The following is a 13,663-nucleotide window of genomic DNA, read 5'->3' on the forward strand; positions in this document are numbered from 1 at the left end:
TATCAGATTCCTCCTTTTTGTTTTTCAATTCCGTACCACCGTTTCGCTTCCGGCAGACGGATGCCGAACTGATCAAGCGTCCGGAACACAATATGGTCTATCAATTCATCCATGTCAGCCGGCTTGTTATAGAATGCCGGCATCGGCGGAAGAATGACGGAACCCATTTTTGTAAGCGCTAGCATATTTTCTAAATGGATTTGGCTGAGCGGCGTTTCTCTTGTCAGCAGCACAAGTTTTTTCCGCTCCTTCAGGATGACGTCAGCCGCCCTTGTCAGCAGATTGTCAGCCATTCCGGTGCGGATGCTTGCCAGTGATTTCATGCTGCACGGAGCGATGATCATCCCGTCCGTTTCAAACGAGCCGCTTGAAATCGCCGCTGCCTGGTCTTTGTGAGAATACGTATAGGATGCGAGTTTCTCGACATCTTTTAACGTATAATCGGTTTCATGTGTAATGGTGACATTTGCCCAAGGAGAAACGACAAGATGGGTTTCGATCTCCGCGGCTTTTAAATATTCTAAAAGCCTGATCCCGAATATGGCCCCCGTTGCCCCGGTCATTCCGATGACGAGCTTCATATTGACCCCTCCTTTACGCTTGAAATGTGGTGTCAAATCCATCATACTCCTGATATATCCATATGAAAAATATTCGTTAAATCTATGTATCATACCTTAAAGGTATAATAGAAAGGAGCGCGTTCTCATGGATATCCGGCAATTGCGTTATTTCATCACCATTGCCCAAGAGCAGAAAATCACGACGGCCGCCAAAAAGCTTCATATGGCACAGCCGCCTTTAAGCAGACAGCTGAAACAGCTCGAAGAAGAATTGGGCGTCATTCTGTTTGACCGCAATAAAAAGAAACAAATGACCCTCACATATGAAGGAAATGTCTTTTTGAAAAGAGCGAAAGAGATTCTTCATAAGTTTGAGGACGCTATAATCGAGGTACAAGAGCTGAAGGAGGAGGTGGCCGGGACACTTGCCGTTGGGTCAACCATTTACTGCGCAGCGCTCATGCTTGAGAAAGTGTCACAGATGAAAGAGCGGTTTCCGCATCTCACCTTTAACATTTGGGAAGATGAGCCCGTCTCACTGCTGGAGCTTCTGGAAACCCGGCAGATTGACGCCGCCGTCACCACCACCTTGATTAAAAACGACGGCATTGAATCGAAGGAGCTTGAAGACATTCCGTGTGTATTGGTACTGTCCGAGCATTCAAAACGACTGTGCGGAGAAACGATTAAACTGAGTGACATCGCCTCTTTGCCTCTGATCCTTTTGCGCACCGTCAATGGAAGAGGTGTGTATGACCAAGTCCTCCAAGTTTGTGAACAGTACGGTCTCGATCTCCAGGTTGTTTGTGAATGCCATGACTCCGCGACGCTCTTGAGCCTCGTATCATCAGGATTCGGTGCCACGATTCTGCCTTTGACGATGATTCCCGTCCATATGCGCTCGCATGTCAAAACGGTTATCATCGAAGACAACCCGTTTGTCATGACACCGGCCGTCATCTGGAGAAAAGACAGCTACCTGCCGAAGCCTGTCAGACAGTTTTTGGAATTATTTTGATCCGGAACACGATGAATTCCCGCTTATGAAAACCAATTACTTGACTCATACTAAAAAAAAGTTATCCTTTACAATTGGGAGCTATTTTTTCTCAATAAAACTACTCAGAAAAGTGGGGAATAAAGAAGATGAAAAAAGCATTATTCGCTTTGTTCATGATGGTCAGCATCGCAATGCTTGCAGCCTGCGGAAACTCACAGGACAGCGGATCTAAGTCAAAAGACGGCGATCTTTGGGCTTCTGTCAAGAAAAAAGGCGTACTGACCGTCGGTACAGAAGGAACGTACGAACCGTTTACCTTCCATGATAAAAAGACTGACAAACTGACCGGATATGATGTTGAAGTGATTCAAGAAGTCGCGAAACGCCTCGGTCTGAAAGCTGACTTTAAAGAAACACAATGGGACAGCATGTTTGCCGGTTTAAACGCGAAACGGTTTGACGTCGTCGCCAACCAAGTCGGCAAAACAGGCCGTGAGAACCAATATGATTTTTCTGATAAATACACAACGTCAAATGCAGTCGTCGTGACGAAAAAAGACAGCACGATTGCGAAAGAGGCTGATGTCAAAGGAAAAACAGCGGCTCAGTCATTAACAAGCAATTACAATAAATTAGCGAAAGAAGCCGGCGCGAAAATTGAAGGCGTTGAAGGCATGGCGCAATCCCTTCAGCTCATTCAGCAGGGCCGCGCTGATCTGACTTATAACGATAAGCTTGCCGTACTGAACTACTTAAAAACGTCCGGCAATAAAAACGTGAAAATCGCGTTTGAAGCAGGCCAGCCGCAGCAGACGTATTTCGCATTCCGAAAAGGAAGCGGCGAACTTGTGACTCACGTCAACAAAGCGTTAAAAGAAATGAAAGAGGACGGGACTCTTTCTAAAATAGCGAAAAAATGGTTCGGCGAAGATGTTTCTAAGTAACATGCCGGAACCCGTGATTGCAACAGCCATTCCGTGGGATTTGGTGCAGCAGTCATTCTGGCCGATTCTTTCCGGGGGAATCTATTACTCGATTCCCCTTACCATTCTTTCCTTTATTTTCGGAATGATCATCGCGCTGATTACGGCGCTCGCCAGAATGTCAAATATGAAACCATTGAGATGGGTGTTCAGCGTATACGTATCAGCGGTGCGCGGCACTCCTCTTCTCGTTCAATTGTTCATCATTTTTTATCTGTTCCCGACATTTAATATTACGCTGGACCCTTTCCCAAGCGCAGTTATCGCGTTTTCATTAAACGTGGGCGCCTATGCTTCTGAAATCATCCGGGCATCTATTTCATCCGTGCCGAAAGGGCAATGGGAAGCCGGTTATACGATCGGCATGACCTATCGCAAGACATTGTTCCGCGTGATCCTGCCGCAGGCGTTTCGCGTGTCCATTCCGCCATTATCAAATACATTTATCAGCCTGATCAAGGATACATCTCTCGCGTCACAGATTCTCGTCGCGGAGCTGTTCAGAAAAGCGCAGGAAATCGGCGCGCAAAACCTTGATCAAATCTTGGTCATCTATATTGAAGCCGCCTTTATTTATTGGATCATCTGCTTCTTGCTGTCAATCGTACAGCATGTGATCGAACGGCGTCTCGACCGTTATGTGGCCAAATAAGGAGGTTTCGATATGCTTTCCGTCAAAGGATTAAATAAATCATTCGGACAGAATGAAATTTTAAAAAAGATAGATATGGAGATAGAAAAAGGGAAAGTCATCGCCATTCTGGGACCGTCCGGTTCTGGAAAAACGACGCTTCTGCGCTGTCTGAACGCGCTTGAGATCCCCAATCGCGGCGAGCTGGCATTCTCCGATTTTTCAATAGATTTCTCCAAAAAAGTGAAGCAGGCTGATATTCTCCGCCTCCGCCGCAAATCAGGCATGGTCTTTCAGGCGTATCATCTGTTTCCTCACCGCACGGCGCTTGAAAACGTCATGGAAGGACCCGTTCAAGTGCAAAAGCGCGACAAGGAGCAAGTCAGAAAAGAAGCGATAGAGCTTCTGGAAAAAGTCGGACTGAAAGACAAAATGGATTTATATCCGTTCCAGCTTTCCGGCGGTCAGCAGCAGCGGGTCGGCATCGCCCGCGCGCTTGCGATTCAGCCCGAGCTGATGCTGTTTGACGAACCGACGTCAGCGCTTGATCCGGAGCTGGTCGGCGAGGTGCTCAAAGTGATTAAGGATTTGGCGAACGAAGGCTGGACGATGGTCGTCGTCACCCATGAAATCAAATTCGCGCAGGAAGTGGCCGATGAAGTCATCTTCATTGACGGCGGCGTCATTGTGGAACAAGGACCGCCGGCCCAGATTTTTTCCGCGCCGAAAGAAGAACGCACGCAGCGGTTTTTAAACCGTATACTGAATCCTTTGTAGGAGCCGGAGAAGAAGCGAAACACTGATTTCGCTTCTTCTTTTTTTTGGCGGTTATGCTACAATGACAATTAATGAAATTTTATGAAAGAAGGGACCTCTTTGAAGCGGGAATTCTTGATGCGCTGGACGTTTTATTTTGCCGGTCTGTTGATTTTGTCTTTCGGGGTATCGTTAACCATTAAAGGAAAAGTTCTCGGCATCAGCCCTTGGGATGCCTTTCATTATGGGCTTTTTCAGCATTTCGGGCTATCTGTCGGCCAATGGTCCATCTTGGTCGGCGCGGTCATCGTGGCTTTAACCTGCCTGTTCACGAGGACACTCCCGAAAATCGGCGCTATCTTAAACATGGTGCTGATGGGAATGTTTATTGATTTCTTCTCGTTTCTGCTTCCTGAGGCGCACGCTTTTTCCTTAGCGGCCGTGTTTTTTTCTATCGGATTGCTGCTGATCGGCTGCGGCGTCGGTATTTACGTATCAGCAGGGCTCGGCGCGGGCCCCCGGGACTCTCTGATGATGCTGATATCTGAAAAAACGGGCTGGAACGTGCAATGGGTGAGGAACGGCATTGAGCTGACGATTCTTGCCGCAGCCTGGATGATGGGCGGACCGATCGGCGCCGGAACCATTATTACGGCTGTTTTGACGGGGCTGATTCTGCGTTTTTCTTTGCCGCAGTCCTCTAAACTGTTAACATACGCGATCTCCGGGCGGGCAACCTCCTTGCATTAAAAACAAAGCCGAAACGGTTTTGTTTTTTTATTTTCGGACAGCTTTCGTCTGATATGATAGGATGGTTTTGACAATATTTTCAGACGGAGGATCTGGACATGAAGATTTACGGAGTATATATGGACCGCCCGCTTTCTGCAGGGGAAGAGGAGCGGATGATGGCAGCCGTGTCCGCCGAAAAGCGGGAAAAATGCCGGCGCTTTTACCATAAGGAGGATGCTCACCGCACCTTGATCGGCGACATGCTGATCCGCACCGCTGCGGCGAAGGCTTACGGACTTGATCCGGCCGCGATTTCATTCAGCGTCCAGGAATACGGAAAGCCGTACATCCCCGCGCTTCCGGACATGCACTTTAATATTTCCCACTCCGGGCGCTGGATCGTGTGTGCCGTTGATTCAAAACCGATCGGCATTGATATTGAAAAAATGAAGCCCGGCACGATTGATATCGCCAAACGTTTTTTTTCGCCGACGGAATACAGTGATCTGGAAGCGAAACACCCCGATCAGCAGACCGATTATTTTTACCACCTGTGGTCGATGAAAGAAAGCTTTATCAAGCAGGCCGGAAAAGGGCTTTCCCTGCCGCTTGATTCATTCAGCGTCCGTCTCAAAGACGACGGCCATGTGTCCATTGAGCTCCCGGACGGACATGAACCTTGTTTCATCCGCACATATGATGCGGACGAGGAATATAAGCTGGCCGTTTGTGCGGCGCATCCCGATTTTTGTGACGGGATTGAGATGAAAACGTATGAAGAGCTGCTGTAAGCATAGAAAAAGGAGGGTGTCCCCCTCCTTTTTTGTCAGCCTGATATTTCCGCCTGTTTCTGCAGCTGCTTTGCTTCTTGATAAATTTCTTCGAACAGATCCGCGATGTGTTCTTCTTCAACACATGAAAATGCGATTCGCAAATCGGTTTCATTAATGGATATCGTCCCGATTCCTCTCTTTTCAAGCAACGACACTCTCAATTCGCCGGCGTTTATGTCTTTCAGCCGGACACACATGAAATAACCCGAGTTAAACGGATAAGGCGTCCATACGTCTTCATAGTGCTTGTTTTCTGCAAGAACGGCTTTCACTTTGTCAGCCCGTTTTTTCATGATGTTATATTTCAGCGATTTTTCTTTCTCGTATTCCGGTGACTGCATCGCCCGCAGCATAAACGTTTGGGACGGATGCGGGGCGCTTGAAATCGTTCCCCTGATAATCCCTTTTGTTTTTTCCTCGAGCACGCGCAGCGCTTTTTCGCTTTTTGTGCTGTACGTAATAAAACCGACGCGGAAGCCCCACGCGTAATTTTCCTTCGTCGCGCCGTCTATTTTCACGCAAAGCACCCGGTCGTGCACTTGGGCGAGTTTGCTGAAGATGGATTCCTGAATGGCTGTTTCATCGTAAAACAGATTGTAATACGCATCGTCTACGAGCACGACAATCTCTTTGCCGGCCTCCGCCGCCTCCAGGATCACGCTGACGATTTCTGACGCTTCCTCTTCTCCCGGCGTATAGCCTGTCGGATTATTCGGGAAATTCAGCACGACAATCGCCTTTTCTTCCTGCTTTTTCAGCAGCTCGGACAGCCCCGCCGCATTAAAACGCCCATCCTGCTGAAAAAGCGGGTACGTCTCAATGGATGCCTTGCGCCGGACACCGAAAATGAAATTGTAATTTCCCCAATATTTATCAGGCAGAAGCAGCGCATCCCCTTCATTGACGAACAAGTCGGCGGCAATGCTCAGCCCGTGTGTTAAAGCGTTTGTCACGATCGGCGTGCTGATGTCTTTGCCGGCTAATGAAGGATTTTCGAGACGCATTTTTTTCAGCCATTCCTGTCTGAGCGGCTCTTTTCCCTGCGGCGGAGCATAATCGTAGATATCATCGGGGTTATAGGCGGACAGTGTCTCTTGAATATGGGAAAAGTGCATAGACTCGCCTTGTGAGGTGGCAATCCCGATCGTGGCATTATACTTTCCGGCCTTGGCTTTCGCTTCCGCTGATTGTGTCAGCACCCCTTTCGGATAAAACAACTCTCTGCCCAAATCAGAAAGCATATGAAGCACGTGCGGGTTTTCTTCAGATAATGTTCTGTTCAGCTCTTTTGCTGCATCATTCATGTACGACAATCCCTTCAAAATTATATTCCATCAAATCATAACATAAAATTTTTGATAAATGAGAAAACTCACGGGCAGATTTTGTTACAAAAAACAGACAGCGAATGCTGTCTGTCATCTCCTATAACAATTGGCCTGCAGTGCTCCTGTTAATAATCTCATATATTCGTTCCGCCACTTTTTCAGTTTCACTTAATATGAACATGTGGCCGTCCGAAAACTCATGAAATACGGGATTGTCGGCCCATTTTTTCCATCCGTCCGCATCTTTGATACATTTTTCATCTTTCCGCCCGTTAAAAATATGGACGGGTGATTGAATCATGTGAGAATCAGACGGACGGAAGCTTTCAAGCGCGCGGTAGTCGGATCTGAAAGAAGGCAGGAAAAATGACATGACCTCCTTATTCTCCACTAACTCCTGCGGCATTCCGCCCAGCTCGATAATATGGGCGAGAAATTTTTCATCATCAAGATGAGACACTTTTTTCCTTTCAACATGCGGCGGCTGAATGGCTGAGATGATCACGGCCTGCGGGTAAATCCCCTCCCGCTCCAGCTTTTGCGCCAGCCTGAAAGCGACCATGCCTCCCATACTGTGGCCGAACAGGACAAACGGGCGGTCAGGATGGAGATTCAACTCCCGCTTGTATAAACTGACAAGCTGTTCAAAATCCTCAACGGCGGACATTTGATTTGTTCCGTGTCCCGGCGGTTCCGCGGCAAGCATCTCACACTCACCTTGAAGATAGGTGTGGAGCGGGCGGAATGATGCGGAATAGCCTCCTGCGAACGGAAAACAGATGAGCTGCGTTTTTTCTGTGGTATCGAACGATTTAAAGAGCTGGACCATTAGCGGGCTTCCTCCTTTTCTATCGTGAAGCTGTCAGCTTCGGATGTTCCTTCCTTAGGAATTCGAGCAAATATGCAGCATTCCTTTCGAGACATTCTCCCTGAAGCATTTCTGCGTGACTGCCGCAGCCTTTTTTCACACGGTATTCACCTGTAGTGGCTTCCTCCCACGAAGCGAGCCACGGCGGCATCGCAAAGTCCGGTTCTGACGTTAATAGATCTATATCCGCTTTGACCGTGCCGGTGCTGACGGTATGCACGAAATAAGAATAAAACGCGTTTGTTTTTTTGGCGAGACCTTCTTTGACGGCTTCGTCATTCAGCGCTTCGTTATCCCGGTTTACCTTCATCAGCGCCTGGACATCGCTTTCTACGGTGCGGCCTTCCAAGTCGCTGACGCCTTGTTTTTTATAAGAATCAACCATGATCAGCCGCTCCACTTTACGTCCTTCGGCTTCAAGCCGTTTGGCCGTTTCAAAGGCGAGCGTGCAGCCAGCCGAGTATCCGAACAGCTTGACCGGTCCTTCCGGCTGGAGCTGATTGATCAGCTCTGTGTAGCGTTCGATTCGGTTGTCTTCCTCGATAAAATCAAACGCACAGATTTTATAGCCGGACAGCTGTTTTGCCAGCGGCTGGTACATCAGCCCGTAACCGAGAACCGGCGGGAACGCAAACAGTGTGTCAGACTGATTTTTATTCATGATGGTGAGATCTTTCATTCCTTTTTCTTCACCGTGAAGCAGATAACCGGCAATGTCTGCGATTGTCGTCGCTTCGAATAACAGCTGCACCGGGATGTCCGTACCGAGTTCTTTTTTAATGCGCGACGCTGCCGTCATCGCTTTTAAGGAATGGCCTCCGAGCGCGAAGAAATCATCATGAATCCCGATCTGCTGTCTGCCGAGAATCTCGGACCAGATGTGTGCAATCGTTTCTTCCGTCGCGTTTCGAGGCCCGATCCATTCTTTCGCCGCCTGAGCCTGATCCGGTTTCGGCAGCTGCCGTTTATTGACCTTCCCGTTTGTCGTTAAAGGAAGCTCTTCTAAGAAAGTAAAGGTTTGCGGCACCATGTAAGCAGGAAGCTGTTTTTTCAAGTGCCTCTTTACGTCTTCAGCTGAAAGCGGCGTCCGGTTCACGAGATAGGCGTTGATTGATGCATCTCCGGACTCATGGCGGTCTGCAACAACGACCGCATCTTTCACACCCGGGTATTCCTGCAGCTGCTTTTCGATTTCTTCAAGTTCAATCCGGTGACCGCGTATTTTGACCTGGTCGTCAATACGCCCGGCGTATTCAATTGTTCCATCCGGCAGCCAGCGTGCTAAATCCCCTGTGCGGTAAAGCGTTTCTCCCGGCTTGAACGGATTTGGGATAAACGTTTGCTTCGTCAGGTCGTGACGGTTCAGATACCCTTTTGATACACCCATTCCGCTGATGCACAGTTCACCGACAGCTCCGAACGGCTGAAGCTGGTTTTGCCCGTTAAGAATATAAATACTTGCATTGCTGATCGGCTTTCCGATCGGCAATGAGGAAATGGAATCCGGTATATCATGCACGACGTGAGCTGTCGCAAACACCGTTCCCTCAGTCGGCCCGTAGCAATTAATCAGCTTGCCAGGCCCCATGATCTCAAGCGCCTTTCTGACGTGAGGCACAGACGCGCGCTCACCCCCGAATAACACACAGCGGAGCCCCTTCAGCCACTCCTCTCCCGCATCGATGAGAAGATTAAAAAGTGCGGTTGTCGCAAACATGACATTGACATTCTCCTGCCGGATCAGATCAGTGAGCCGTTCTGTATCAAGCAGTGTATGTTCATCTGCGATAATGAGCCGTGCCGCATTCAGTATTGATGCGTAGAAATCAAAAGTAAATGCGTCAAAGGCGTAATTCGAAACAGATAAGAACGTATCTTGTTCAGAAAATGCCATGTAATCTACATGCTTGACCAATCCTTGTATATTGGCATGAGTGGTGATATTGCCCTTCGGCTTTCCGGTTGTGCCGGACGTATACATAATATACGCCGGATCATCGGGATCAATTGCGGCTGCAGGATCGCTTGCCTGTTCCTCAAACCGTGCTTGATCATCGATGATGAGTGTTGCTCCTGTATACGGCAGCTGAGCCGCTTTTTCTTTCATTTCCTGATGTGTCAGCAGACAGGCTGCCGCACTGTCAGTCAGCATGTACGAGATTCGGTCCTCCGGCAGCTTCGGATCAACCGGCAGATAAGCCGCTCCCGCTTTTAATACGCCGAGAATGCCGATCACCAGTTCAAGCGAGCGCTTCGTGTACAACGCGACAACGGTGTCTTTACCCGCACCTTGCTTTTGCAAACGGCGCGCAAGACGGTTCGCTTCCTCATCTAATTCGCGATAGGAAAGAGTCTGGCCGGAATACGTAAGCGCCGGTGCATCAGGATTTACATTCACCGCTTCCTTGAACCAATCCGTCAGAGGCTTCGCCTGATGAGTCTGAGCCGGCGGGTTTAAGCCGGTAAGCAGAAGCTCTCTTTCCTTTTCATCAACAAGTCTGATCGTATTGACAGGCTGATCCGGCTTCTGGATGAGCTGCTGAATCGCTGTAAGAAGCTGAGATTTTAAGCGCAGGATAAACGCCTCATCAAACACATTCCCGTTATAGGCAAGCTTAATCAGCATCTCATCACCTGGAGAAGCCATCAGGTTAAGATCATAATTCGATTTCTCAAAAACATGGACGTCCTCCATATCAAAGCCGTTTTCACTGTTCTCTTCATTTTTTGCATCCTGAAGCGGATAATTTTCAAACACAATGATATGATCAATCAGCTTTGGCTGATCGGCTTGGCTTTGGATGTCATAGAGCGGCACATATTGATGAGGCTCAGACTGCAGCGATTGCTCCTGCAGCTGCTTGAGCAAGCAGTTAAATGTGGTATCCTCAGACAGCTTTACCCGCCTCGGAACAGCATTGATAAACAGCCCGACCATATGTTCAACGCCTTTGATTTCTGCGGGACGCCCGGAAACGACTGTGCCGAAGATCAAATCGCCGGACTGCTGGTAGCGGCTGATTAATACACTCCAAACCGCCTGCAATGCCGTACTTAAAGTGGTATGCTGCGATTTTGCAAGCTCGGTAAATGCTTTTGTTTCCGCCTCCGGCAGTGAGAAGAGCAGCTCTTTCGGCTCATAGCCGCCCTTTTGTTTCTTTCTTTGCTCCGCAAATGTCGTTTGTCCTTCAAAATCTTCTAAGTACTCACGCCAGTAATGCAGTGATGCTTGTTTATCCTGTTTTTCAAGCCACTTGATATAGTCTTTATACGGTTTGACCGGCGGCAGGCTGTACGGCTTTTGTTCGCGCAGGGCATTGTATACCTTAAACAGATCCTGCACGACGATGCCGAAGCACCAGCCGTCCAAAATGATGTGGTGGTAGCTCCACACCCATTCAAAGCTTTCTTCCGATTTTTTGAATATGGCTGCCCGCATCGGAATATCCCGCGTCAAATCAAAGCCCTTGATCTTATCCTGTTCTTTGTATTCATTAATTTTGGATGCTTGCTCGCTGCCCGTTAAGTGTGTCAGATCGATTTCTTCTATCTGAAACTGCCGTTTTTTCAATACGACTTGGACCGGCCTTTTTACTTTTTCGTGAATGAACACGGTACGAAATACATCGTACCGGTCCATGATCACATTCATGCTTTCTTCAAGGCATTTGATATTCAAGCTGCCTTTTACTTTCATTGTCATTTGTTCGATGTAAAAGCTTTGGCCGGGATTCAGGAGAGTATGAAACAGCATTCCCTCCTGCATCGGCGACAAATAATACATGTCCTGAACTTGATCTTTTTTGAACTGGCTCATCTGCTCCGCTCCCCCCTTCTGTTAACTGTTTTTGTCACGTTAAATTCTCCTCAAGCATGTCAAAGATGTCTCCCATTTCATCCATCTCAAGATCCTGCGCGCTGAAATCGCTCGGCGTAAATTCTTTCTCCTCTTTGGCCGTGCAATGGCGGATGATCATTAAAAGATTGTCTTTAAACCGCTGCATCTGTGTTTCGACGGTGCTTCTTTCATATTCTTCCTGATTGTATGAGCAGGAAATGACGAAGCGGCCGCCTGTAACCATCCCGCTGAAGCTCAGTGCGTATAACGCTTCTGACTCTTCGCTGACTTGACGTCCCATATCATATGGAGACGGCTCAAACCATTCCGTTTTCACTTCATTGTCAAACTGCCCCAAGTAGTTAAAACTGATTTCAGGCGTGACGCCTTTTTCTGTTTCATCGGATGACAGATACCGGAGAATCCCGTATCCTACACCTTTATCAGGAACGCGCCGCACTGTCTCTTTTACCGTTTTAATGACGGAAGAGACGCCGTCTTCCTTGCTGATCTGCAGAATCAACGGATATTGGGCCGTAAACCAGCCGACCGTCCGTGAAATATTGACATTCGGTATGATTTCTTCCCGGCCGTGTCCTTCTAAGTTGATGCCGACTTTTCCGTTTTCCGTCCATTCACCGATCGTTAAGCCGAGCGCGCTGAGCAGAATGTCGTTGATTTCCGTTCCGTACGGATGATGAACATCTGTCAGCAGCTGTGCCGTTTCTTCCTCAGTCAATTCACATTTCACGGCCGCCGTATGTTTGACGAGCCGTTTTGTCGGCTCATGGTCTTTCGGCAGCGGCCGGAATTCTTCCGCATCTGCCTGCGCCCAATAAGCCGCCTGCTTTTTCAGCTCTTCTGATTGCGCAAACGTGTTCAGCGCCTCCGCCCAATCTTTAAAGGAGTGGGTTTTTTGCGGGAGGACGATGCTGTTTTGCTGCTGCGCCTGTTTATAACCTGAAGCGAAATCCTCAAGCAGAATTCTCCATGAAACCCCGTCCACGACGAGATGGTGAACCGCGATTAACAGATGATCGCCTTGTTCTGTCCGGTATTGCTCCGCTTTTAACAGCGGGCCGTTCTCCAGATCAAAACTTCCCTGAAGATGATCGGCAAGCCGCTGAATCTGGCTTTTCAGCATATCCTCGTCAGTTCCGTACAGATCAACGATTTCAAAGCTTGCCTTGCATTCTGTGACAGGGAGGTATGTCTGAATGATGCCTTCCCTTTCTTCACGGTAAACCATACGGAGCGCATCATGGTGTTCAATCAATGCTTGCAGGGTTTTTTCCACCAGGCCCGGATCAAAGCCGTCTTTCGCATGAAGCATGACGGATTGGTTCCAGTGGTGTTTGTCCGTGAAGTTTTTCTCAAAGAACCAGCGCTGGATCGGCGTTAACTCCGCTTCGCCTTCGACAGGTCCCTGGTCGGCCTGCTTGCCTTCCGTCCGCTCCACATAAGAGACGAGCTCTTCGATGGTCGGGTGCTGGAAGAGATCTTTCATCTCCAGCTTGTAGCCGTGCTGGTTCAGGCGGCTCGCCATTTGGATGCCTTTGATCGAGTCGCCGCCGAGCGTGAAGAAATTATCACTTACGCCGATCTGATCAAGACCGAGCACTTCCTGCCAAATGTCAGAAAGCAGCGTCTCCATCTCCGTTTCCGGCGCTTTATACGCGGCGCTTCCCGCTTCAATGTCAGGCGACGGCAGGGCTTTTTTGTCAATCTTTCCGTTTGCGGTGACCGGAAGCTCGTCCATCTCCACCCAGAACGCCGGCACCATGTAGTCAGGCAGCGTGTCTTTCAGCGCGGCTTTGAGCGCTTCAATATCGTCCTGCCGAGGAGCGACATAGGCGCAAAGCGCGGTGTTGCCCGCTTTGTCTTCCACAGCCGTCACCGCTGCGTCATGAACGTCCGCAAGCTGAGCGAGACGGACTTCGATTTCTGAAAGCTCGATCCGGTAGCCCCGCACTTTGACCTGCTGGTCGATACGCCCGATGTATTCGATGCCGCTCTGCGCGTTCCATTTGACGAGGTCGCCGGTCCGGTACATGCGCTCGCCGGGCACGAACGGATCTGCGGTAAACCGCTTCGCCGTTTCTTCTTCACGGTTCAGGTATCCGCGTGCCAG

11 protein-coding genes are annotated in these 13,663 nt (G+C 49.0%); 6 read left to right on the forward strand and 5 right to left on the reverse strand.

What is annotated here, in order from left to right; translation table 11 throughout:
- Window positions 1-2 precede the first annotated feature (2 nt).
- Window positions 3-617 carry a non-oxidative hydroxyarylic acid decarboxylases subunit B gene (locus G9F48_RS17600; protein WP_088005476.1) on the reverse strand — a complete coding sequence of 205 codons (615 nt, stop codon included), beginning with the start codon at window positions 615-617 and terminating at the stop codon, window positions 3-5.
- A gap of 91 nt (window positions 618-708) precedes the next feature.
- Here G9F48_RS17600 and G9F48_RS17605 point away from each other — a divergent pair, with 91 nt between their 5' ends.
- From G9F48_RS17605 to G9F48_RS17630, 6 genes are all read left to right on the forward strand, one after another.
- Window positions 709-1,581: a LysR family transcriptional regulator gene (locus G9F48_RS17605; RefSeq protein ID WP_077721781.1), complete on the forward strand. Its 873-nt coding sequence runs from the start codon at window positions 709-711 to the stop codon at window positions 1,579-1,581.
- A gap of 128 nt (window positions 1,582-1,709) precedes the next feature.
- Complete coding sequence (gene tcyA, locus G9F48_RS17610) at window positions 1,710-2,507, forward strand: cystine ABC transporter substrate-binding lipoprotein TcyA (RefSeq protein ID WP_003156373.1); 798 nt, start codon at window positions 1,710-1,712, stop codon at window positions 2,505-2,507.
- The gene (locus G9F48_RS17615; RefSeq protein WP_003156375.1) at window positions 2,494-3,198 is read left to right on the forward strand and encodes an amino acid ABC transporter permease; all 705 of its coding nucleotides are present in this window, start codon (window positions 2,494-2,496) and stop codon (window positions 3,196-3,198) included. The genes tcyA and G9F48_RS17615 overlap by 14 nt, the downstream gene beginning before the upstream one ends.
- Window positions 3,199-3,210: 12 nt before the next feature.
- Window positions 3,211-3,954, forward strand: coding sequence for a cystine ABC transporter ATP-binding protein TcyC (gene tcyC, locus G9F48_RS17620; RefSeq protein WP_003156376.1), 744 nt, complete (start codon window positions 3,211-3,213; stop codon window positions 3,952-3,954).
- Window positions 3,955-4,035: 81 nt separating this feature from the next.
- Window positions 4,036-4,683 carry a YczE/YyaS/YitT family protein gene (locus G9F48_RS17625; protein WP_165409881.1) on the forward strand — a complete coding sequence of 216 codons (648 nt, stop codon included), beginning with the start codon at window positions 4,036-4,038 and terminating at the stop codon, window positions 4,681-4,683.
- 98 nt (window positions 4,684-4,781) lie between these two features.
- A complete protein-coding gene (locus G9F48_RS17630) occupies window positions 4,782-5,456 on the forward strand; it encodes a 4'-phosphopantetheinyl transferase family protein (RefSeq protein ID WP_165409882.1) in 675 nt (224 codons plus the stop codon).
- A gap of 35 nt (window positions 5,457-5,491) precedes the next feature.
- Here G9F48_RS17630 and G9F48_RS17635 read toward each other — a convergent pair whose 3' ends face one another.
- The 4 genes from G9F48_RS17635 to G9F48_RS17650 all read right to left on the reverse strand — a co-directional run.
- Window positions 5,492-6,802: an aminotransferase class I/II-fold pyridoxal phosphate-dependent enzyme gene (locus tag G9F48_RS17635; RefSeq protein ID WP_015388714.1), complete on the reverse strand. Its 1,311-nt coding sequence runs from the start codon at window positions 6,800-6,802 to the stop codon at window positions 5,492-5,494.
- Between the two features lie 121 nt (window positions 6,803-6,923).
- On the reverse strand, window positions 6,924-7,655 hold the full coding sequence (gene srfAD, locus G9F48_RS17640) for a surfactin biosynthesis thioesterase SrfAD (protein ID WP_165409883.1): 732 nt from the start codon (window positions 7,653-7,655) through the stop codon (window positions 6,924-6,926).
- 19 nt (window positions 7,656-7,674) lie between these two features.
- The gene (srfAC, locus tag G9F48_RS17645; protein ID WP_165409884.1) at window positions 7,675-11,511 is read right to left on the reverse strand and encodes a surfactin non-ribosomal peptide synthetase SrfAC; all 3,837 of its coding nucleotides are present in this window, start codon (window positions 11,509-11,511) and stop codon (window positions 7,675-7,677) included.
- Window positions 11,512-11,545: 34 nt separating this feature from the next.
- Window positions 11,546-13,663, reverse strand: a 2,118-nt coding sequence (locus G9F48_RS17650) for a condensation domain-containing protein (protein ID WP_165409885.1), incomplete at its 5' end; no start/stop codon positions are given.

The organism is Bacillus sp. EKM420B, from assembly GCF_011065565.1.
GTDB lineage: Bacteria > Bacillota > Bacilli > Bacillales > Bacillaceae > Bacillus > Bacillus velezensis.

Bases quoted from the DNA above. Each gene is read 5' to 3' on its own strand.
- G9F48_RS17605 (WP_077721781.1), top strand. From the start codon at position 709: ATGGATATCCGGCAATTGCGTTATTTCATCACCATTGCCCAAGAGCAG.
- tcyA (WP_003156373.1), top strand. From the start codon at position 1,710: ATGAAAAAAGCATTATTCGCTTTGTTCATGATGGTCAGCATCGCAATG.
- G9F48_RS17615 (WP_003156375.1), top strand. From the start codon at position 2,494: ATGTTTCTAAGTAACATGCCGGAACCCGTGATTGCAACAGCCATTCCG.
- tcyC (WP_003156376.1), top strand. From the start codon at position 3,211: ATGCTTTCCGTCAAAGGATTAAATAAATCATTCGGACAGAATGAAATT.
- G9F48_RS17625 (WP_165409881.1), top strand. From the start codon at position 4,036: ATGAAAGAAGGGACCTCTTTGAAGCGGGAATTCTTGATGCGCTGGACG.
- G9F48_RS17630 (WP_165409882.1), top strand. From the start codon at position 4,782: ATGAAGATTTACGGAGTATATATGGACCGCCCGCTTTCTGCAGGGGAA.
- G9F48_RS17635 (WP_015388714.1), bottom strand. From the start codon at position 6,802: ATGAATGATGCAGCAAAAGAGCTGAACAGAACATTATCTGAAGAAAAC.
- srfAD (WP_165409883.1), bottom strand. From the start codon at position 7,655: ATGGTCCAGCTCTTTAAATCGTTCGATACCACAGAAAAAACGCAGCTC.
- srfAC (WP_165409884.1), bottom strand. From the start codon at position 11,511: ATGAGCCAGTTCAAAAAAGATCAAGTTCAGGACATGTATTATTTGTCG.